The organism is Mycobacterium shunyiense (assembly GCF_058270035.1).
Genome location: NZ_JBZDPT010000044.1, coordinates 72425 through 91925, shown reverse-complemented (window position 1 = coordinate 91925; position 19501 = coordinate 72425). Strand labels below are relative to the sequence as shown.

The 19501-nt window shown below is 66.9% G+C and carries 17 protein-coding genes and 1 pseudogene; 7 read left to right on the top strand and 11 right to left on the bottom strand.

Translation table 11 applies throughout. The features are described from left to right. Positions 1-18: 18 nt before the first annotated feature. The 4 genes from AC4ELS_RS25300 to AC4ELS_RS25285 form a co-directional block, all read right to left on the bottom strand. A complete protein-coding gene (locus tag AC4ELS_RS25300; RefSeq protein ID WP_498887703.1) occupies positions 19-648 on the bottom strand; it encodes a response regulator in 630 nt (209 codons plus the stop codon). Next, positions 645-1853 (bottom strand): sensor histidine kinase, encoded by a 1209-nt coding sequence (locus AC4ELS_RS25295; RefSeq protein WP_498887701.1) that lies wholly within the window; start codon positions 1851-1853, stop codon positions 645-647. Before AC4ELS_RS25295 ends, AC4ELS_RS25300 begins: the two co-directional genes overlap by 4 nt. Positions 1854-1862: 9 nt before the next feature. Next, positions 1863-3359: a carotenoid oxygenase family protein gene (locus AC4ELS_RS25290; RefSeq protein WP_499049733.1), complete on the bottom strand. Its 1497-nt coding sequence runs from the start codon at positions 3357-3359 to the stop codon at positions 1863-1865. A 165-nt stretch (positions 3360-3524) separates the two neighbouring features. Beyond that, entirely contained in the window at positions 3525-5105 is a 1581-nt protein-coding gene (locus AC4ELS_RS25285) for a PucR family transcriptional regulator (RefSeq protein ID WP_499049731.1), read from the bottom strand. Positions 5106-5188: 83 nt separating this feature from the next. Here AC4ELS_RS25285 and pruA point away from each other — a divergent pair, with 83 nt between their 5' ends. Further along, positions 5189-6817, top strand: coding sequence for an L-glutamate gamma-semialdehyde dehydrogenase (gene pruA / locus AC4ELS_RS25280; protein WP_499049728.1), 1629 nt, complete (start codon positions 5189-5191; stop codon positions 6815-6817). A gap of 1 nt (position 6818) precedes the next feature. Further along, a complete protein-coding gene (locus AC4ELS_RS25275) occupies positions 6819-7778 on the top strand; it encodes a proline dehydrogenase family protein (RefSeq protein WP_499049726.1) in 960 nt (319 codons plus the stop codon). 9 nt (positions 7779-7787) lie between these two features. On the opposite strand, the gene AC4ELS_RS25270 is transcribed toward AC4ELS_RS25275, so the two are convergent. The 3 genes and pseudogenes from AC4ELS_RS25270 to AC4ELS_RS25260 form a co-directional block, all read right to left on the bottom strand. After that, positions 7788-8819, bottom strand: a complete 1032-nt coding sequence (locus AC4ELS_RS25270) for an isopenicillin N synthase family dioxygenase (protein ID WP_499049724.1) — start codon at positions 8817-8819, stop codon at positions 7788-7790. A 34-nt stretch (positions 8820-8853) separates the two neighbouring features. Then, positions 8854-9399 carry an NUDIX domain-containing protein gene (locus AC4ELS_RS25265; RefSeq protein ID WP_499049935.1) on the bottom strand — a complete coding sequence of 182 codons (546 nt, stop codon included), beginning with the start codon at positions 9397-9399 and terminating at the stop codon, positions 8854-8856. 3 nt (positions 9400-9402) lie between these two features. Further along, positions 9403-9882 (bottom strand): annotated as a pseudogene (locus tag AC4ELS_RS25260) (DUF309 domain-containing protein); the annotation flags it as partial. Between the two features lie 25 nt (positions 9883-9907). On the opposite strand from AC4ELS_RS25260, the gene AC4ELS_RS25255 reads away from it, so the two are divergent. Together AC4ELS_RS25255 and AC4ELS_RS25250 are read left to right on the top strand one after the other, a co-directional pair. Beyond that, positions 9908-11323: an acyl-CoA synthetase gene (locus AC4ELS_RS25255; RefSeq protein WP_448448504.1), complete on the top strand. Its 1416-nt coding sequence runs from the start codon at positions 9908-9910 to the stop codon at positions 11321-11323. Continuing rightward, positions 11314-11661 (top strand): VOC family protein, encoded by a 348-nt coding sequence (locus tag AC4ELS_RS25250; protein ID WP_499049722.1) that lies wholly within the window; start codon positions 11314-11316, stop codon positions 11659-11661. The genes AC4ELS_RS25255 and AC4ELS_RS25250 overlap by 10 nt, the downstream gene beginning before the upstream one ends. Before the next feature lie 418 nt (positions 11662-12079). On the opposite strand, the gene dapD is transcribed toward AC4ELS_RS25250, so the two are convergent. Further along, complete coding sequence (gene dapD, locus AC4ELS_RS25245; protein WP_498887686.1) at positions 12080-13033, bottom strand: 2,3,4,5-tetrahydropyridine-2,6-dicarboxylate N-succinyltransferase; 954 nt, start codon at positions 13031-13033, stop codon at positions 12080-12082. A 25-nt stretch (positions 13034-13058) separates the two neighbouring features. Here dapD and dapE point away from each other — a divergent pair, with 25 nt between their 5' ends. The 3 genes from dapE to AC4ELS_RS25230 all read left to right on the top strand — a co-directional run bounded on the left by dapE (position 13059) and on the right by AC4ELS_RS25230 (position 16279). Continuing rightward, positions 13059-14123 carry a succinyl-diaminopimelate desuccinylase gene (dapE, locus tag AC4ELS_RS25240; protein WP_448448501.1) on the top strand — a complete coding sequence of 355 codons (1065 nt, stop codon included), beginning with the start codon at positions 13059-13061 and terminating at the stop codon, positions 14121-14123. Beyond that, complete coding sequence (gene hslR, locus AC4ELS_RS25235) at positions 14120-14485, top strand: Hsp15 family ribosome-associated heat shock protein (protein WP_064886281.1); 366 nt, start codon at positions 14120-14122, stop codon at positions 14483-14485. Before dapE ends, hslR begins: the two co-directional genes overlap by 4 nt. 171 nt (positions 14486-14656) lie before the next feature. Continuing rightward, positions 14657-16279, top strand: a complete 1623-nt coding sequence (locus AC4ELS_RS25230; RefSeq protein WP_448448500.1) for an ABC-F family ATP-binding cassette domain-containing protein — start codon at positions 14657-14659, stop codon at positions 16277-16279. On the opposite strand, the gene AC4ELS_RS25225 is transcribed toward AC4ELS_RS25230, so the two are convergent. From AC4ELS_RS25225 to AC4ELS_RS25215, 3 genes are all read right to left on the bottom strand, one after another. After that, a complete protein-coding gene (locus AC4ELS_RS25225) occupies positions 16260-17147 on the bottom strand; it encodes a type VII secretion target (RefSeq protein ID WP_448448499.1) in 888 nt (295 codons plus the stop codon). The genes AC4ELS_RS25230 and AC4ELS_RS25225 overlap by 20 nt on opposite strands. A gap of 119 nt (positions 17148-17266) precedes the next feature. Continuing rightward, complete coding sequence (locus tag AC4ELS_RS25220; protein ID WP_448448498.1) at positions 17267-17884, bottom strand: LppA family lipoprotein; 618 nt, start codon at positions 17882-17884, stop codon at positions 17267-17269. Further along, a complete protein-coding gene (locus AC4ELS_RS25215) occupies positions 17866-19464 on the bottom strand; it encodes an alpha/beta hydrolase (protein WP_448448497.1) in 1599 nt (532 codons plus the stop codon). The genes AC4ELS_RS25220 and AC4ELS_RS25215 overlap by 19 nt, the downstream gene beginning before the upstream one ends. Between the last annotated feature and the right edge of the window lie 37 nt (positions 19465-19501).

The following is a 19501-nucleotide window of genomic DNA, read 5'->3' as shown; positions in this document are numbered from 1 at the left end:
TCTGCTCGCGGGAGAAAGTCAGCCCAGCAGGCCCAGCGACATCGCTTTGGTGACGGCCGCCGTGCGGTCGGACACCCCGAGTTTGTGGAACGCCCGTAGCAGATGCGTCTTCACGGTGGCCTCGCTGATGTGTAATGCGCGGCCGATATCGGCGTTGGTGGCACCTGTGGCCACCAAGGCCAGCGCCTCGGCCTCCCGCACCGACAGTGTCACCGCGGGCGTCCGGACCGCGTTCACCAATCGGTCTGCGACGCCGGGGGCCAGCACCGTCTTGCCGCGCGCGGCGTCGCGCACCGCACGGGCCAACTCGGCGCGGGACGCATCCTTGAGCAGATAGCCCGTCGCGCCGGCCTCGACAGCGCGAAGGATGTCGGTGTCACTTTCGTAGGTGGTGACCACGACGATGTGGATCGAAGGATCGGCAGCCAGAATCTGGGCAGTGGCGGTGACGCCGTCGATTCCGGGCATCCGCAGATCCATCAAGATGACATCGGGGCGCAGCGCACCGGCCAACCCGATCGCCTCGGCGCCGGAACCGGCCTCACCGATCACCGTCAGGTCGTCCTCGGCGTCGATCATGCCGCGCAGCCCCTCGCGGACCACCGGGTGATCGTCGACCAGCAGGACCTTGGTCGCAGTCCCGGTCATGCCGGCACCGCCACGATCACCCGCACGCCGCCACCGTCGGGGACCGACAGCGTCAGGGTGCCGCCGACCTGATCCAGCCGGGCCTGCATACCGCGCAGTCCGAAACCGTCGACGTGGTCGGGCTGCAGGCCGATACCGTTGTCGGACAGGGAAAGTCGTACCCCGTGCGGTACGGGCTCAAGGTGGACCCGGAGTTCACTGGCCTGCGAATGCCGGCGCACGTTCGTCATCGCCTCCTGCGCGCTGCGCAACAACACCACATCGGCGGCCATGCCAAGCGAGGGTAGGTCGTCGTCGATGTGTATGTCGACGGCGATGCCGGTCTCGGCGGCCAATCGCTCGCACTGGCGGCGCAGGGCAGCAGGCAGGGAGCCCTCCTCCAACGCGGCCGGGGTCAGTCTGGTGACCATCGTGCGGGCCTCGGCCAAGTTGTCGCGCGCGGTGTTGCGGATCAACTCCACATGCCGGGCGGCGGCGGCCGGGTCTGCGTCGCTCTCCGCCTGCACCGCCTGGGCGAGCGCCACGATGCTGGTGAATCCCTGGGCCAGGGTGTCGTGGATCTCCCGGGCCAGCCGCTCCCGTTCGGCGGCCACGCCGGCCTCCCGTGACAGGCGGGCGGCTTCGGCCCGGCTGGCCGCCAACTCGGCGACCGTCTCCGCCAACTTCTGTCGCTGGCGCATGGTGGTCATGATGGTGGTACCGATGATCGGGGCGGCAACCGCACCGACGAGGGTCACCGCGGCCACCGGCGGCAGGCTCGGCCACCCCAGCCCGTGGATGGCCACGGCGAGGCCCAACGGTGCCAGGGTGACCAGGAAAGTCAGCGTCAACGCCGCCGTCAGCGGCAACGTGGCGAAGATCAGCGGGAAGAGCGCCGGAATTGCCGCGACGGCCGGCGCCGCGGCCAGCAGCGCGAGCAGCCAGAGGCCGATCATCACTGCCAGGAACGCCGCCGTCCGTGCGCTCACCGGGCCGGTGATCGGATCCGCATCGTGAATCACGCTGCGTCCGAACACCAGAACGACGACGACCATCGCGGCGAGTGCGCCGCACGCCACTCCTACGTTGCCGCCGAGGGTGTGTCGCAGCAGCACCACCGCGACGACCGCCGCGACGCACAACCCGCAGACGTAGGTCTCCCACATCCAATGCCAGTCCGACGGTTCCCGCAGGACTGCTGTAGTGGACGGACCGGTTTCGGTCATCTGCCGATGTTAACGGCCGCCGCCGCCTTCGGTGGCCACCCAGTTTCCGTGGAATCCGTGTGGGACCCTGACCGGAATGTGCACGGTGGCAACGGGTGCCAGACTCTGCCCGTCGAGCAACACCAGATCGCTACGGTTCTCGGCTCGGTCGTAGACGAATCCCATCACCACGCCGTCGTTCTCGTCGGCATCCGGTCCGGACGGGACGAAGACGAATTCGCCGGGTTCGCGCCCGGGCCCGAAGTCGACCCGGTCGGTGGTTCCCTCACGCAGGTCGTGGCGCAGGATGGCGCCGGCCGGCGCGTCCGGTTCCGGGGACAGGCTGACGGTGTAGCCGTACCGGTGCTGCCGCCCGACTGTGCGGTCGTCGATGCGGGGGAATTCCTGGGTCTCGTCGTGGAGTCGCTGCTCGCGCACCTTGCCGGTGCGAAGGTCAACGGTCCAGCGGTCCAATGTGATCGAGTCGGTGAACAGCCGGTCGCCGGTTGTGAACACCGCAGGATGTCGGACGACGTCGAGCACGATCTGTTCGCCGTCGGGTCCGGTCTGGTCGTACCCGTTGAGGGTGTGGAACACATAGCACGGCGGTATGTCGAACCACCGGATGTCGGCGGCTGATCCCTCGCGGGGCATCACCCCGATACGAGCACCGTGCTCCGGTGCCCACCGGTACGGCATTGCCGTCGTCGGCAGCGCGGCGCGTTCGGATCCGCGCATGGCGGCGCGCAGGACGAAGTCCGGTGCCGCGTGCCGGGCAGCGAATCCGGTCAGCAACCGTGCGGCGGCACGCGCCGGGGCACTCTTGACCATCGTCGTCAGATCGAGCAGCACCGGCAGGTCGTAGAGCACCACATACTTCTCGGTCAGGGTGAAGTCGTGCATCATCGTCTGTGCGCGTAAGGCGATGTCGACGGTGCGCCGGACCCTTCCGTCCACCCCGGTGACGGTGTAGCTCACCACGTTGCCGCGCAACGGGTTGTACGACACGGCATGCAGTTCACCGGTTTTCGGATCATGCTTCGGGTGTGCGGTGAATCCGCCGAACAATGTGCCGCAGAAGTCGGACGGACCTACCGTGTCGAGCTCGTCGGTGAGTTCGTAGGGTCGCACGCCGGCCTCGGTGACCACCAACGTCCGGCCGGCATGGCCGATGATGTTGGTGTTCGAGGGGAAGTCGAACCCACCGGCGTGCGCGCCGCCGGCCCATTTTTCGCCGAGCTGGCGCGCGACCGAACTCGACCTGATCCAGCGATTCCGGTACCAGGTCGCGCTGCCGTCGCGCAGCCGGATCCCGTGCGCCATGCCGTCGCCCAGAAACCAGTGGTGGCGTTCCGGATCGGGAGCGCGCAGCGGGTTGGGCCCGGTGCGCAGGTAGCGTCCGTCGAGGTAGTCCGGAATGTTCCCCGTGACCGTCAGGTCGGTGACCGTGACCTCGTCATGTACCGGGGCGTAGTTCCCGCTCAGATACGGATGTTCGTATGTGTGCTGAACCGTTTCGGTCGTCATACCCCTACGGTGCCGCTTCGCCCGTGTCCGCGCGACGCCTTCGCGGCTGATTCGTATGTCAACCGAACGATGGACAGGGGCCCACATTTCTGGCGAGCAGACGCGGCGGTACCCGACACGCCGAGCATCTGGGTACCTGAGCGTCTGCTCGGCGGGGGAGGCGACTCACGCTGTGGCACGCAGACTCAACGCGAGCAGCAGCCGGACATCGGCATCGTTGAGGGAGGTCGCCAACAGCTCTTCCACGCGGCGGATCCGGTAACGGACAGTGTTGGGGTGTACGTGCAGATGCTGCGCGGCCGCGGCCACGTCGCCGAAGCAGTCCAGGTACATGCCCAGGGTTTCCGCGAGCACCGGTTCGTCGGCCCGCAACATCCGCACCCGCGGATCGATCAGCCGCTCGTCGGCGGCGATGGCGGTGACGATCTCGTCGAGCAACACCGTCGTGCGCGCCTCGGCCAGCGAGGTGACGGCGGCCAGCGTTCCGGGATGGCGTCCGGCGGTGTCGAGCACCCGGTCGACATCGGTGCGGGCCGCCGCCGCGCCGGCCAACCCGGCCACCGGGCTGGCAATCACCGCGTGCAGCTCCAGTCCCAACTCGGTGCGCAACGACGCCACGGTGCCCCGCACCCACGACGTCACCGCCTTACCAGTGGTGGGGAACAGCACATAGACCCGCGATCCCACCGAGGCCATCTGTGCGTCATGGCGAAAGGCGCTGGCGCTCAAAGCCAGAACATCAGCCAGTCGGCTCGCCTGATTGGCTCCGGCGCGGCTGTCGAAGCCGATCACCGCGGCCCGGCCGTCAACGGCCACACCTAGTTCCCGGGCGATCAACTCCACTTCGACGGGGGCCTCCGCCTCACCCAACCCCAGCAGTTCCTGTACCCGCACGGCATGGGTGGACGGCGCGGCGGTCAGGCGCGCCATGATCCGCGCGGCCAGAACAGCGGCGCCGCGCATCACCTCCTCGGCGTCCTCGGCCAGCGGGCGACTGCCCTGCTGCACCCAGATGGTGCCGACGAACGCGGCGGCCCGGCGCTCGTCGACGGCGGGCGCGAAGATGCCGATCGCCAGCCTGGGCCGCAGCCCGAGTTCGGGGCGCTCGGCCACCCGCACCGCCTCCGGTCGGGAACGCAACGCATCGAAGATGCCCCACTGGGCGATCCACGCCAGATGCTCCGGTGGACCCGCTCGGCCGAGAATCGACAGGCGACGCAACTCATCGGCTTCGTCGCTGGACGCGGAATAGGCCAACACGTGTGACTGGGCGTCCTCGATGCTGACCATGCCGTGCGTGCGTTCGGCCACTGACTGGGCCAGGCCGAACAGGTCGGTACCCGAATCGTGCAACGCGCCGTCACCATGGTGTTCGAAGACATGGTTGACCAATCGGTACAGCCGCTCCCAGCGGGCCCGCGGATCGACGGCAACCACCGCGGTGCCCGCCGCCACTGCTCGTTCGATGACCGCATCGGATGGCTTCTTGATGAAGATCGCCGCAGGCGCCCGGCGTGCGGTCTGCTGCTCGACCCAGCTCAGCGCGTCTTCTTCGGACAATCCGAGCAGGAAGAACACGTCCGCGGCGCCTGCGGACGGGGCCAGGCCCAGGCGCACGTCGTCGGAATCGATGAGTGCGGCCGAGGCCACCGCCAGATCTAGGCCGCGGGGTGCCTCAACCAGCCTGACCAGGGTGGCATCCAGCGCCAACAACAGTTGGCCCAGGCTGACACCAGTGGTCCGCATATTGTCCGATTCTACTGATCAGACGAGCAAGGCTTGGCGGAACAGACAAGTGTTGCGTGGGTCACGTCGGGGATTCTTGACTCATGGATGCCATCACCGCCGTGCCCGCGCCGGCCAACGAGCCGGTTCACGACTACGCACCGGGCTCGGGCGAACGCGCCCGGCTCGCCACTGCGCTCGGCGAACTCACCGGCGCCCCGATCGACCTGCCGCACGTCATCGGCGGCAAACACACCATGGGCGGCGGTGCACGCATCGATGTCGTGCAACCGCATCGCCACAGCGCGACGCTCGGCACCCTGACCAACGCCGAACACGCCGACGCCAGTGCCGCCATCGAGGCCGCGCTGGCCGCCAAGGCCGGGTGGGCCCGGATGCCGTTCGACGAGCGCGCCGCGGTGTTCCTGCGCGCGGCCGATCTGCTGTCCGGACCTTGGCGCGAGAAGGTCGCCGCCGCCACCATGCTCGGCCAGTCCAAGACGGCCTACCAGGCCGAGATCGACGCCCCCTGCGAGCTGATCGACTTCTGGCGGTTCAACGTCGAGTTCGCCCGTGAGATCCTGGCGCAACAGCCCGTCAGCAGCCCCGGCGTCTGGAACCGCACCGATCACCGGCCACTCGAGGGCTTCGTCTACGCCATCACCCCCTTCAACTTCACCGCGATCGCCGGCAACCTGCCCACCGCACCCGCCCTGATGGGCAACACGGTGGTGTGGAAACCCTCGCCCACCCAGACCTTCGCGGCCTACCTGACGATGCAACTGCTCGAGGCCGCCGGACTGCCGCCCGGGGTGATCAATCTGGTGACCGGCGACGGGATCGCGGTTTCCGATGTGGCCCTGGCGGATCCGCGACTGGCCGGCATCCACTTCACCGGATCGACCGCCACGTTCCAGCACCTGTGGCGCGAGGTCGGCGCGAACATCGGCAGCTACCACACCTATCCACGACTGGTCGGCGAGACCGGCGGCAAGGACTTCGTCGTCGCGCATTCCTCGGCCCGCCCGGATGTCCTGCGCACTGCCCTGATCCGCGGTGCCTTCGACTACCAGGGACAGAAGTGCTCGGCAGCCTCCCGGGCCTTCATCCCGCGCTCGGTGTGGCACCGGATGGGCGACGACTTCCTGTCGGCCACATCGGACCTCAAGTACGGCGACGTCACCGACCTGACCAACTACGGCGGTGCCGTGATCGACGAACGCGCCTACGCCAAGAACGTCGCGGCGATCGAGCGGGCCAAGGGCGCGGCGGGCGTCACCATCGCCGCCGGCGGTGAATACGACGACAGTGAAGGCTATTTCGTCAGGCCCACCGTTCTGCTGTCCGACGATCCGACCGACGAGGCCTTCTCCACCGAGTACTTCGGCCCCATCCTCGCGGTCCACGTCTATCCCGACGCGGAGTACGAGCGCATCCTCGACGTCGTCGACACCGGTGCCCGCTACGCGCTGACCGGTGCGGTGATCGCCGACGACCGCGCCGCGGTGTTGACCGCCGCCGACCGGCTGCGGAACGCCGCGGGCAACTTCTACGTCAACGACAAGCCGACCGGCGCGGTCGTCGGCCAGCAGCCCTTCGGCGGATCGCGCGCCTCGGGCACCAACGACAAGGCCGGCTCCGCGCTGAACCTGTTGCGCTGGACCTCGGCCCGCTCCATCAAAGAGACGTTCGTGCCGCCCACCCACCACACCTACCCCCACATGGAGGTCTGACATGGGCGTCTTCCAGCGCGTCGCCCGCCCGGCGATCCTGGCCGCGTCGCACTCGCCGCGACTGCGCCACACAGCCGAACGCCTCCCGATCACCCGCAAGGTGGTGGACCGCTTTGTGGCAGGGGAGACGGTACCCGAGGCGCTCGCCACCGTTGGTGCACTGCGAGATTCGGGCCGATTCGTCACCGTCGACTACCTCGGCGAGGACACGACGAGCAACGACGACGCCGAACGTACTGTGCAGGCCTACCTGACCCTGCTCGACGGGCTGGCGCGACGCGGCGACATCGACGCCGCCGTGCGACCGCTCGAGGTGTCACTCAAACTCTCGGCGCTCGGTCAGGCACTGCCGCGCGACGGTGAGAAGATCGCCTACGAGAACGCGCACACCGTCTGTACCAAGGCCCGCGAGGTGGGAGCCTGGGTCACCGTGGATGCCGAGGACCACACCACGACCGACTCGACCCTGTCCATCGTGCGTGATCTGCGCACCGAATTCGACTGGCTGGGAACCGTTCTGCAGGCCTATCTGCACCGGACCGAGGCGGACTGCCGTGAGTTCGCCGCATCCGGAGCCCGGATCAGGCTGTGCAAGGGCGCCTACGACGAGCCCGCCACGGTTGCCTACCGCGATGCAGACGAGGTCACCGACTCCTACCTGCGCTGCCTGCGGGTGCTGATGGCCGGATCGGGCTACCCGATGGTGGCCTCACACGACCCGCAGATCATCGACGCGGTACCCGGCCTTGTCGACGAATTCAGCCGGGGCGTGGACGGTTTCGAGTACCAGATGCTCTACAACATCCGTGACGCCGAACAACGCCGGCTTGCCGACGCGGGCAACCACGTCCGGGTGTACGTGCCGTTCGGCAACGAGTGGTACGGCTACTTCGTACGGCGACTGGCGGAGCGCCCGGCCAACCTGACGTTCTTCCTGCGGGCCCTGGCCGAGCGCCACTGACCCAGGGCCTCAGCTGGGACTCAGGTCGTAGGCGACCTTGAACTTGTCGAGCAGATACGGTCCCGACACCACCGGTTCATACCGCGCCGGGTTGTCCACGGTCGCACACGTGGGGATGCACTCGATCACGGCGTCGAAGTTGGGCTGGTGGAAGAACGGAAGGCTGAACCGCTCTGCGGTGGGTGCTCCGGTGCCCACTACCCGGTGCACCGTGCTGACCCACCGGTCGTTGGTCCACCGGGCCAACAGGTCGCCGATGTTGATGACGAACGAGCCGGGTACCACCGGCACGTCGAGCCACTCACCGCGATCGTCCCGAACCTGTAGCCCGTTCTGGGTTTCGTCCTGCAGCAGGATCGTGAGGTTGCCCCAGTCGCTGTGCTGACTGAGCCGGATGTGGCCGGCCGGCTGATCATCGGCCGGGTAGTGGTTGGCCATCAGGTTGGAGTTGTGCCGGTCGATCAGCGTGTCGAACCAGTCTTCGCGCAGGCCCAGCGCCAAGGCGAACAGCCGGGACAACTCGGTCGCAAGCGAAGCCATCTCGTCGTAATAGCGTGCGTAGGCCGCGCGGAATCCCGGTACCTCTGGCCATCGTTCGGCGACCGAGACCCGTCCATCGGCCCATCCGGGCCCGTCGAACCCCTCCGGATTTCCCTGCGGGAAGTACACGAATTTCTCGACCTGGTCCGGTGATTCGTGTTCGGCCACCGGGTCGGCCCCGTCGTTGGTGGCCGCGAGGTTGCCCGCACTGCTGAAACCAAGGGCCAGCGGATCGGCAGGATCGGCCCCGACCTGTTCCTTGAGGGCCCGTGGCAGCGAGAAGAATTCGCGCAGCGCGCGGTTGACATCCTCGATCACGCCATCGGGTACCCCATGGCCGACGAGCAGCAGAAAACCGCTGCTTTCGCAGCATCGCCCGATAGCGTCGGCGACTGCTTGGCGTTGACGTGGGTCGCCGTTTCGGGCGCTGCTGATGTCGATCAACGGGACGAAGCCGTCGCGCAGGACAACTTGGTCGACTATCACCTCTGGTTCGCTCACGCGCTCGACGGTAGAACCTCAACCTAAGTTGATGTCAACGCTGAATTTCCCTCTCGCGCAACAGCAGAAAAGTCAAGGCCGCCAAGCTCTGGGCATCGGTGATCGCGCCGTCCCGGATCATGCCGTTCAGCTCTGCTCGGCAGAACCACGCGCTGTGCATGTCCTGCTCCTCATGCTCGCGTTCGTGTTCGCCCTCGGTCAGGCCGGTCGCCAGAAACACCCAGCCGCGCTGACTGCTCATCCCCGCCGCCACATCGAGTTGGCCGAGTCTTTCCATGGTCTCGGCGCGCAGACCGGTCTCTTCACGAAGCTCGCGGTGGGCGAGGGCGGTGGCCTCCAGATGTTGATTCTCTGGCGCTGTGCCCTGAGGGAACTCCCAGCGCCGCAACCCCAACGGATAGCGGAACTGCTCGACGAGGTGAAACCGATCGCCATCGGGGTCGTACGGAATCACCAGGGCGTAGGTCTGCTTGTCCACGACGGCGTAGACGCCGGTGCTGCCGTCAGACCGGACGATGTGGTCTTCGCGCAGCGTCAGCCAGTTGTTCCGGTACACCTCGCGCGTCGCAGTCCGGCGGATGGCGGCCGTGAGGCCGGTGCGCAGCCGCTCCGGCGCGATGTCGTCGGTGCTCTCGATGTCGTCGGCGAGAGTGGCGGCGACATCGACGAGGCGGGTCACATCGATGTCGTAGGGCGCAGGTGTTTCGACGAGTGCCAACCGCGCTGCGGCGCGTCGCAACAGGGCGGCAGCGCCGGTCCGGTTGCCGCGCTGCACATGCGTGATGCCCACAGCCAGCTGCGCCAGACCCTGCCAGAGCGCACGTTCGTGGCCCGGCCCGTTCTTCCACGCCGCTTCGAGTACTTCGTGAGCGCTGAACGCCTGACCACGGTCGAGCAGATCCTGGGCGTAGGCGAGAGTTTCGGCCGGCGTGAGCTCCAGCTCATCGGGAATGCGTGCGACGCCTTCACTGCCGTACGGCAACGGCCGGCCGAGTGCGTCACGCGGGCGGGTGTTGCGTGGCCGGCCGGAGTCGTCGCGGTCGCGTCCAGATGCTGTGCCCATACCACCCGACGGTAGCCTCACAAGGGTGTTGCTGGCCTCCTTGAACCCCGCAGCTGTCGCCGCGGGGGCCGAACTTGACGATGCCGTTTCGATCGACGGGACCGTGCTGAGCCGCAGCGACCTCGTCGGCGCCGCCACTTCGGTGGCCGAGCGCGTCGCTGTCGCCGGCCGCGTCGCGGTCTTGGCGACGCCGACCCCGACGACGGTCCTCGCCATCATCGGATGCTTGATCGCCGGCGTGCCGGTGGTGCCGGTCCCGGCCGACGTCGGCGTGGCAGAGCGCAGGCACATCCTCGCGGACTCGGGCGCCCAGGCCTGGCTGGGGGAGATGCCTGAGGACGGCGATGATCCTGCGGGGCTTCCATTGATCCCGGTCCGGCTGCACGCGCGGTCCTGGCACCGCTACCAAGAACCGCCAGCTGATTCGACCGCGATCATCATGTACACCTCCGGCACCACCGGAGCGCCCAAGGGGGTGCCGATCAGTCGTCAGGCCATCGCCGACGACATCGACGCGCTGGCCGAGGCGTGGCAGTGGACGTCCGCCGACACCCTGGTGCACGGGCTGCCGTTGTTCCACGTACACGGCCTGGTGCTTGGCCTGCTCGGCTCGCTTCGGATCGGGAACCGCTTCGTACACACCGGGAAACCGACACCGGCCGCGTACGCGCAGGCCCAGGGCACGCTGTATTTCGGAGTGCCGACGGTGTGGTCACGGGTGGTCAAGGACCTCGACTCGGCGCTGGCCCTGTCCACGGCGCGGCTGCTGGTCTCCGGTAGTGCGCCGCTGCCGGTACCGGTGTTCGACGAGTTGGTCCGGCTGACCGGGCACGCTCCGGTGGAGCGCTACGGCAGCACCGAATCTCTGATCACGCTGAGCACCCGGGTGGACGGTGAGCGTAGGCCCGGCTGGGTCGGGCTGCCGCTGGCCGGGGTGCAGACCAGGTTGGTCGACGACGAGGGTGCCGAGGTGCCGCACGACGGTGAGACCATCGGGCGGCTGCAGATCAAGGGCCCCATGGTGTTTGGTGGCTATCTCAACCGGCCCGAGGCCACCGCCGAGGCCTTCGATTCAGACGGTTGGTACCGCACCGGCGACGTTGCCGTCATCGATGCCGACGGCATGCACCGCATCGTCGGGCGTGAATCGGTGGATCTGATCAAGTCCGGCGGCTACCGCATCGGCGCGGGTGAGATCGAAACCGTGCTGCTGGGCCATGACGGCGTCGACGAGGTGGCCGTGGTCGGCATGCCCGACGAGGATCTCGGGCAGCGCATCGTCGCGTTCGTCGTCGGCACTGCCGCACCGGAAGTATTGATCGAGTTTGTCGCCCAACAACTTTCAGCACACAAGCGACCCCGCGAAGTGCGGCTGGTGGACAGCCTGCCCCGCAACGCCATGGGCAAGGTGATGAAAAAGGAACTGGCGCAATGGGACTGAGGTTCTCCGAGATCTGCATCGACGCACATGACCCCGAAGCATTGGGGACCTGGTGGTCGAAAGTGCTCGGCTGGCCCCATCACACCGATGCCGACGGCGACGTGATCCTCACCCCGCCGCCCGGTGCCGGCCCCGTCTGGTTGTTCACCGCCGTGCCGGAGGGCAAGCTGGTCAAGAACCGAGTGCATCCAGACTTCACCCCCGACGATCAGCAGGCCGAGGTGGACCGGTTGGTCGGTCTGGGTGCGCGACACGTCGACGTCGGCCAGGGCGACGAGACCTGGGTGGTGCTGGCCGACCCTGAAGGCAACGAGTTCTGCATACTCGCTGCCGAGTAGGTCCGGCTCCGCCGACGTGTTAACAAAAGGCGTAGCTTGGTCGATAGAGAAGTTAGAAAGCGCACGTCAACCTGCAGATGTTTGGAGGCCACACGTGAATCTCAAGAAGATCGTGGGAACAGCAATGATCGCCGGTGCACTGGGCACCGGATCCCTCGGGTTGGGCGCGGCTTCAGCGCAGGCTGACCCCGGCCCCCGTATTCCGTGGGTTCCCGGTCCGGGCTGGGTTGACTGGAATCCAGGCCCGAACCTACCGCCAGGGCAGATCAAGAAGTGGTGCCCTTGGCAATCCCCGCCAGGTCACTGGATCGGCGGCCCGCACGGGATCCCCTGCACATAGCCTGAGTCCCCGGACGCCGGCTTGTGTGTCTCCTATCCGCGATTTGTGACACACAAGCCGACGTTCGGCGGAAGAAAGCTAGTTGGCGTGCAGCGCCTCGTTGAGCGTGATGCCGGTGCCGTCACGCTTGACGACCTCGACGGCGCCCGAGAGTGAGTTGCGGCGGAACAGTAGGTTGTTCGCGCCCGAGAGCTCGACGGCTTTGGTGGTCTGCCCGTCGGCGGTGGTCACCTTGGTGCCGCCGGTGACATAGAGCCCGGCCTCGACCACGCAGTCATCGCCCAGCGAGATGCCCAGGCCGGCGTTGGCGCCCAGCAGGCAGCGCTTGCCCACCTTGATGACCTCTTTGCCACCACCGGACAGCGTGCCCATGATCGAGGCGCCGCCACCGATGTCGGAGCCGTCGTCCACCACGACTCCGGCCGAGATCCGGCCCTCCACCATCGAGTTGCCCAGCGTGCCCGCGTTGAAGTTCACGAAGCCCTCGTGCATGACGGTCGTCCCGGCGGCCAGGTGCGCACCCAGGCGGACGCGGTCCGCGTCGGCGATCCGCACGCCCGCCGGCAACACGTAGTCGACCATGCGGGGGAACTTGTCTACGCCGTAGACCGCGACGGCACCGCGGCGGCGCAGCTTGGCCCGCACGGTTTCGAAGCCCTCGACCGCGCACGGACCGAAGTTCGTCCACACCACATTGGCCAGCGCACCGAAGATGCCGTCCATGTTGGCGCCGTGTGGGGCCACGAGCCGGTGTGAAAGCAGGTGCAGCCGCAGGTAGGCGTCATGCGCGTCGGCCGGCTTGTCCGCGAGGTCGGTGATTGTGGTGCGCACCGCCACCACCTCGACACCGCGGTCGGCATCGGGGCCGGTCAGGCCGGCGAACTCGGCGGGGACATCGTCACCCGTGAGCTTCACCGTGCCGGCGTCGCCGGAGGCGCTCAGCTCAGGGGCGGGAAACCAGGTGTCCAGGACGGTCCCGTCGGCGGTGATGGTGGCCAGGCCGACGCCAGATGCTGCAGTCACGTTGGCCAAGGTTACTGGACTAGCCTCGGACACCATGGGGCTAGACCTGCGTGCTGATCCGATCGCGCTGACCGCTGCACTTGTGGACATCCCCAGCGAATCGCGCCATGAACGACTCATCGCCGACGAGATCGAGGCCGCGCTGCGTACGCAGGCACCGTGGTTCGAGGTGATCCGCAACGGTGACGCGGTGCTGGCCCGCACCAACCTGGGCCGATCGTCACGGGTGATGCTGGCCGGCCACATCGACACCGTGCCCGCCGCCGACAACCTGCCAAGCCACATCAAGAACGGGGAGATGTGGGGCTGCGGCACCTCGGACATGAAATCCGGTGACGCGGTGTTCCTGCACCTGGCCGCCACCATCGCCGAGCCGAGCCACGACATCACCCTGGTGATGTACGACTGCGAGGAGATCGAGTCCAGCGCCAACGGGCTGGGTCGCATCGAACGCGAGCTGCCGGAGTGGTTGCAGGCCGACGTCGCGATCCTCGGCGAACCGTCTGGCGGTTACATCGAGGCTGGTTGTCAGGGCACGATCCGCGTCGTCGTCGGTGCGACCGGCACCCGAGCGCATTCCGCACGTTCGTGGCTGGGCGACAACGCGATCCACAAACTCGGTGCGGTGCTCGACCGGCTCACCGCCTATCAGCCCCGCAGTGTCGACATCGACGGCTGCGTGTATCGGGAAGGGCTGTCGGCGGTCCGGATCGACGGCGGCATCGCCGGCAACGTCATCCCCGACGCCGCCTCGGTGACCGTCAACTTCCGGTTTGCTCCCGACCGAAGTGTCGATCAGGCCGTCGCCCATGTGCACGAGGTGTTCGACGGCCTCGACGTCGACATGGAATTGACCGACGCCGCCGCGGGCGCCCTGCCGGGCCTGGCCAAACCCGCTGCCGCCGCGCTGGTGGCCGCTGCCGGGGGAGCCGTCCGCGCCAAGTACGGCTGGACCGACGTGTCGCGGTTCGCCGCGCTGGGGATTCCTGCCGTGAACTACGGACCGGGCGATCCCAACCTGGCCCACAAGGTCGACGAACGCGTCGAGGTCGCCCAGATCAGCGCGGTCACCGACATGCTGAGGCGCTATCTGTCGTGAGCACCGTCCGTGTCGACAGCTGGATCTGGGCGGTGCGCATCACCAAGACCCGGTCCGCGGCGGCGGCCGCCTGTCGCGGCGGTCATGTGCGGGTCAACAACGTGCCGGCCAAACCGGCGCAGCACGTCAGTCCGGGCGACGAGGTGCGGGTCCGGCTTGACGGGCGGGAGCGGATCGTGGAGGTCATCCGCCCGATCGCCAAGCGGGTCGGTCCCGCCATCGCAGCGGAGTGCCTGATCGACCGCAGTCCGCCACCGCCGCCCAAGGAGATCCTGGCGGCCGCGCCCGTCCGCGATCGGGGTGCCGGTCGCCCGACGAAACGTGAACGGCGCCAACTGGATCGGCTGCGCGGAACCTTCTGAACCTAAATCGGTTGCACGCGTGCGTACTATGGGTAACGCATCTGCTGTCGACCGAGGTGGGCCGAAAACATGCTGGGAACTGACGATATCTCCGGGTGATCCCGAGAGTCGATTCGTCTTCCTGTCCCTCTGTGCGGTGCCTTTATGCCCGCATCACCTTGGAGTACCAGCATGTCTATTGTCTGTTCCCATTTGTCGTTCTCCTGGCCCGATGACGTCGAGCTGTTCTCGGATCTGTCGTTTTCGGTCGGCCCCGGCCGCACCGGACTGGTCGCACCCAACGGTGCCGGAAAGAGCACGCTGCTCAAGCTGATCGCCGGTGAGTACCTGCCGTCGGCGGGTTCGGTGACGGCTGACGGCGCCGTCGGCTACCTGCCCCAAAGCTTGCCGTTCACTTCTGATCTCACCGTGGCTGCGGTGCTGGGGATCGCCCCGGTGCTCGACGCGCTGGCCGCCTTGGCCGCCGGTGACGCCAGTGACGAGGTGTTCACCACCATCGGCGACGACTGGGACATCGAGGAACGCTCGCGTGCCCAGTTGGACCGGCTCGGTCTCGACGACCTGGCGCTGGACCGCCAGTTGGGGACGTTGTCCGGCGGAGAAGTGGTGTCCCTGGGGCTGGCGGCTCAACTGCTGAAGCGGCCGGGTGTTCTGCTCCTCGACGAGCCCACGAACAATCTGGACAGTGCGGCCCGGCGCCGCCTGTACGACGCGCTCGACAGCTACAGCGGCTGCCTGTTGGTGGTCAGTCATGACCGGGTGTTGCTGGACCGGATGGATCAGATTGCCGAGCTGTACCGCGGTGAAATCATCTTCTACGGAGGCAATTTCACCGCCTACCAGGAAACGGTAGAGGCGGCGCAGTCCGTGGCCGAGGGCAACATCCGAAACGCCGAACAACAGCTCAAGCGTGAGAAGCGACAGATGCAGGAGGCGCGCGAGCGCGCTGCCCGACGCTCGTCGAACGCGGCACGCAACGTCAAGGACGCCGGGTTGCCGAAGATCGTCGCCGGCAAGCTCAAACGCGATGCGCAGGAATCGGCGGCCCGCGCCGATGACGTGCACGCGAAGCGGGTCGATGATGCGCGAACCCGACTCGACGAAGCTGAACGAATGCTGCGCGAAGACAAGGTGATCGCGCTGGACCTGCCCGACACTGTGGTGCCTGCCGGACGTACGGTCTTCGCCGGAGAGGAGCTGCAGATCAGCCGTGGCGGCCAGAAACTGTTCGCCGGCAACGGTATTGGCTTGTCCATTCGCGGTCCGGAGCGCATCGCCCTGACCGGCCCCAACGGGGCGGGCAAGTCGACCCTGCTCCGGATCATCGACGGCGCGCTGGAGCCCGACTCAGGGATGGTGCAACGGGCCGACGGGCGTATCGCCTCACTGTCGCAACGCCTGGATCTGCTGCCCGAGGACCGCACAGTGGCCGAGAGTCTGGCGGCTGCTGCCCCGAGTCTCGCGCACACTCGGCGGATGCATCTGCTGGCGCAGTTCCTGTTTCGCGGTGACCGCATCCACCTGCCGGTGGCGGCATTGTCGGGCGGGGAGCGGCTACGGGCGACACTGGCCTGCGTGCTCTACGCTGAGCCTGCACCCCAACTACTGCTGCTGGATGAGCCGACCAACAATCTGGACCTGGTCAGCGTCGGTCAGCTGGAATCGGCGCTGAACGCCTATCAGGGGGCTTTCGTGGTGGTCAGCCACGACGAACGGTTTCTCGAGGCCATCGGCATCGACCGCTGGCTGCGGCTGGATGGCGGCGAGCTGGCCGCTACTGCCGGCGCTGGTTGATGTTGTGGGCCTGGGCCGGCAACGTGCTGACGCCATAGCCGTCCTCCGGCCGTACACCGGCCGAGGCTCGGTCGCCCAGCTGCTCGTTGTACCCGAGGGCGCTGGCGCCGGCCTCGGCCCGATGGCCGGGTTCACCGTCGTGTTTGCGGTGCTCGGCGTCGTTCTTGTCGTCTTTTCCGTCGTGCTTGCCGTCATGCGGATCCGCGGGGCCGCCGTCAGTGCTGTCGCCCTGGCCGTCCCCGGGGCCCTGATGGCCGGCGGCGTTGGCCTTGATGGCGTCCTCGGCTCCCGTGCCCCCGACATCGGCAGCCGTTGCCGCAGCATCGCCGCCGCCTCCGGCTGCCTGCGTGGCGGCCTCGACGATGCTTTGCACTCCCTGCATGACCTGCTGCGGTACCTGCGTCGCGGCCTGGGTCAGGCCCTGCAGTGGCTGAGTGACCGACTGCATCATCTGCCCGGCCATCTGGCTGAATTGGCCCATCATCTGGCCTGCGCCGTCGGCGCTGCCACCGGCCGAGCTTGCACCGCCACCGGCGGATGCGGAGGAGCCGCTGCCCTCGATCTGGTCGGCCTGGGCCTTGAGTCGTTCGGCGGCCGCCAGGTCACCACGCGCATATGCCTGCGACGCCTGGCCGAGTAGTTCCGACATTCTGCCGGCGGCGAACTGGGTGGCGCCCAGCGCGCTCTCCCTCGACGACTGTGCGCCATTCGTCGCATTCAGTGCCGGGTGTGCGATGGTGCCGAGGCTGCTGGCCAGACTGGAGGCACCAGGGGCGCTACCGAGAAGATTGCTGACATCCGAGCTCACATCACCCATTTGCTGCTGCCAGTTGCCCATGGCGCTGATGTCGGCGATGAACTGATTCATCGAGCCCCCTCAAAATCGCTGAGTCTAACTGCGCATTCTACGGTCGGTGCGGGCGGATGCTGTGCGGCAGTTCGTCGATCGGGTCCGGCCGTCCGGGCACAGGGGGCCTGGCACGTGGGTTATTTGGGTGGCAGCTGCCCGGGCGGCAAGTCAACCACGGATTGCATCAGGAAGCAGTCTCCAGTAGCGGTGAGCATGGCGGTGCCACCTTGTCGGAGGTTGAACTCGTAGCCATTGCCTTGTACGTCGTAGTCGCGTTTGGCGTCGTCGTTGAACAATGAGGATTCTCCGGCCGCTCCGACGCGGGCGGCTTCTTGGCGCACGATGTCGTTGGCCATTTCGAATTCTTCGGAGGTGAACGTCCGGCCGAATATGACCATGTCGGACAAGGGGCGCCGCGCGACGTCCATGGTGAGTTTTGTGCATGGCAGTCCGCTGGCCTTGACCTCCATGGCGTCGGGGTCGTCACTGAATTTCCAGGTCTGGCCGGGAATGGCGGCGGCGACGCGTTCGGCGATGGTCTGGGCGGTGGTGTTGAGGCGCGCTCTGGCGTCTTCGTAGGAGCCCTTGGCGCGCATGGTGTCGATTAGTTTGATCGCTTCTTCACCTTCGACCGTCTTGGACTCGTAGGGATTCTCAGTCAAGGAACAGCCACCTATCACCATCGAGGTACACACCAGGAATGTCAGTGCCGTCACGCGGCGCCGTGCTTGTTTGATCAGCCTTCGGTCGACCATGACAACGGGGTCTCCTTTACCGTGAGGTCAGGGCGGTCCAGCAGGATAGCTGCAAGGTTGTATCCGGTCATTCGTTCCCCCGCGTCGCGGCCGTACTCGGAGTGGCCGGAGGCGCCGATCTTGGACTCATAGGCAGGAATCGGTGTATTGCCGGCCGAGGTGTCCAGGTGTTCGAAACGGAACCGCAGGCTGCCATCGTCATTGGTGATGATGTCATTGGGGTCTGATCCCCATCCGTGCAGCGGCGCGGCAGACCCGATCGCGTTGATCAGATAGTCGTCGCCTGCGGCCATCACAAAGAAGTTGCCGTCATTCATGCCGAGCTCCGCCGGGGTGTCAGCCTGAAATCCCGGCGAACCATAGAGCACCGCGTTGTCCAGGTACTGGCTGGCGCCGTCCTGCATGGCGATGCCTGACGTCAACGAACCGTAGGAATGGCCGAACAATGCGGTGGATTGGCCCGGATTCTTCGACGCTGCATCCAATTCGCCCAGGAACGAGGTGAGTTTCGGTGCCCCCGCTTGGGCGAGATCGTCGGAGAGCACCGAGGTGTCGCCGACATTGGGCGGGGGCTGGTAGCCGACCCACGCTACTGTCGCAATACTGTCGCTGATCGGCCGGTCCGGCGTGCCGGCAGCATGGGCGACATCCGTCGCTTCGTTGCGCAATACGGCGGCCTCGCCTGTCATTCCTTCAATGGTCCCGCGGGTGGTGCCCCCTACCCCCGGCACTGTCACCGACACATGGTCGGCCGTGAACGGATCCCCGACCGAGGTGGCCGCGGGTACCATCTGCGACGGGTCGGATGGTTTTTCGAGATAGATCAGGTGCGACCCTCCCACCTTGAGCGCCGCCTCGATAGCGGAGATGTCGGCGAGCCGATCGGTCTTCACCTGCCCGTCGGGGAGTTGTTCGTATTCTGCGCGCATCTCGGCCAGAAGTTTCCGGTTGGCGTCGTCGATATCCGCGATCTTGCCGGACGACATATCTGTCTTGGTCTCGCCGTCCCCGTCCTCTTTGTTTTCTTGGTCGCCGAGCATCTGGGTGTCTTCTTTGCCGTTTTCGTCGCCGCCTGCGGGTGCGAACTGTTGGGTCTTCAGCTCGTCGTATCCGGCCTTGAGCGCTTCGATCCGGCCCTTGCTCTCAGTCATGCCAACTGTGGAACTTTGGATGACCTCGCTGATGTCTCCCATGCCTTTGCTGATGATGCCGAGCAGCATCTTCTTGCCGGCTTCGCTGTTCGGGACCGATGCTGCCAAGCTGGAGACCCAGTCGCGAGTTCGATCGAGGCTCTCGCGGCCGGCGGTGACGATGTTGGCGGCGTTCTTGATTTCGGCGGCCATCTTCTGGTCCAGATCTGCGAGTTTCTCGTAGATGTCGGCGTGCTTCTTGTTGGCCGCCGCGTAAGCCTCCGACGCGGTGCCTTGCCAACGGGCATCGGGTGCGGCCGCCTCGACCCCGGCCTTCATCTGCCGTAGGCGAGCGCTGCCGTCGAACTGCGAGCCGTCGTCCGGGGTGCCCGCCCCGAAGGTCTCCCGCGCTTTGTTCCACGTCGAATAGAACCCGTCAAGCGCACTCACCCCGATGTCTCCCCGGTCGGCATGATCGAAGTTTACG

Coding starts and splice junctions, on each gene's coding strand:
- AC4ELS_RS25300 (WP_498887703.1), bottom strand. CDS start 648: ATGACCGGGACTGCGACCAAGGTCCTGCTGGTCGACGATCACCCGGTG.
- AC4ELS_RS25295 (WP_498887701.1), bottom strand. CDS start 1,853: ATGACCGAAACCGGTCCGTCCACTACAGCAGTCCTGCGGGAACCGTCG.
- AC4ELS_RS25290 (WP_499049733.1), bottom strand. CDS start 3,359: ATGACGACCGAAACGGTTCAGCACACATACGAACATCCGTATCTGAGC.
- AC4ELS_RS25285 (WP_499049731.1), bottom strand. CDS start 5,105: ATGCGGACCACTGGTGTCAGCCTGGGCCAACTGTTGTTGGCGCTGGAT.
- pruA (WP_499049728.1), top strand. CDS start 5,189: ATGGATGCCATCACCGCCGTGCCCGCGCCGGCCAACGAGCCGGTTCAC.
- AC4ELS_RS25275 (WP_499049726.1), top strand. CDS start 6,819: ATGGGCGTCTTCCAGCGCGTCGCCCGCCCGGCGATCCTGGCCGCGTCG.
- AC4ELS_RS25250 (WP_499049722.1), top strand. CDS start 11,314: ATGGGACTGAGGTTCTCCGAGATCTGCATCGACGCACATGACCCCGAA.
- dapE (WP_448448501.1), top strand. CDS start 13,059: ATGGGGCTAGACCTGCGTGCTGATCCGATCGCGCTGACCGCTGCACTT.
- AC4ELS_RS25230 (WP_448448500.1), top strand. CDS start 14,657: ATGTCTATTGTCTGTTCCCATTTGTCGTTCTCCTGGCCCGATGACGTC.
- AC4ELS_RS25225 (WP_448448499.1), bottom strand. CDS start 17,147: ATGAATCAGTTCATCGCCGACATCAGCGCCATGGGCAACTGGCAGCAG.
- AC4ELS_RS25220 (WP_448448498.1), bottom strand. CDS start 17,884: ATGGTCGACCGAAGGCTGATCAAACAAGCACGGCGCCGCGTGACGGCA.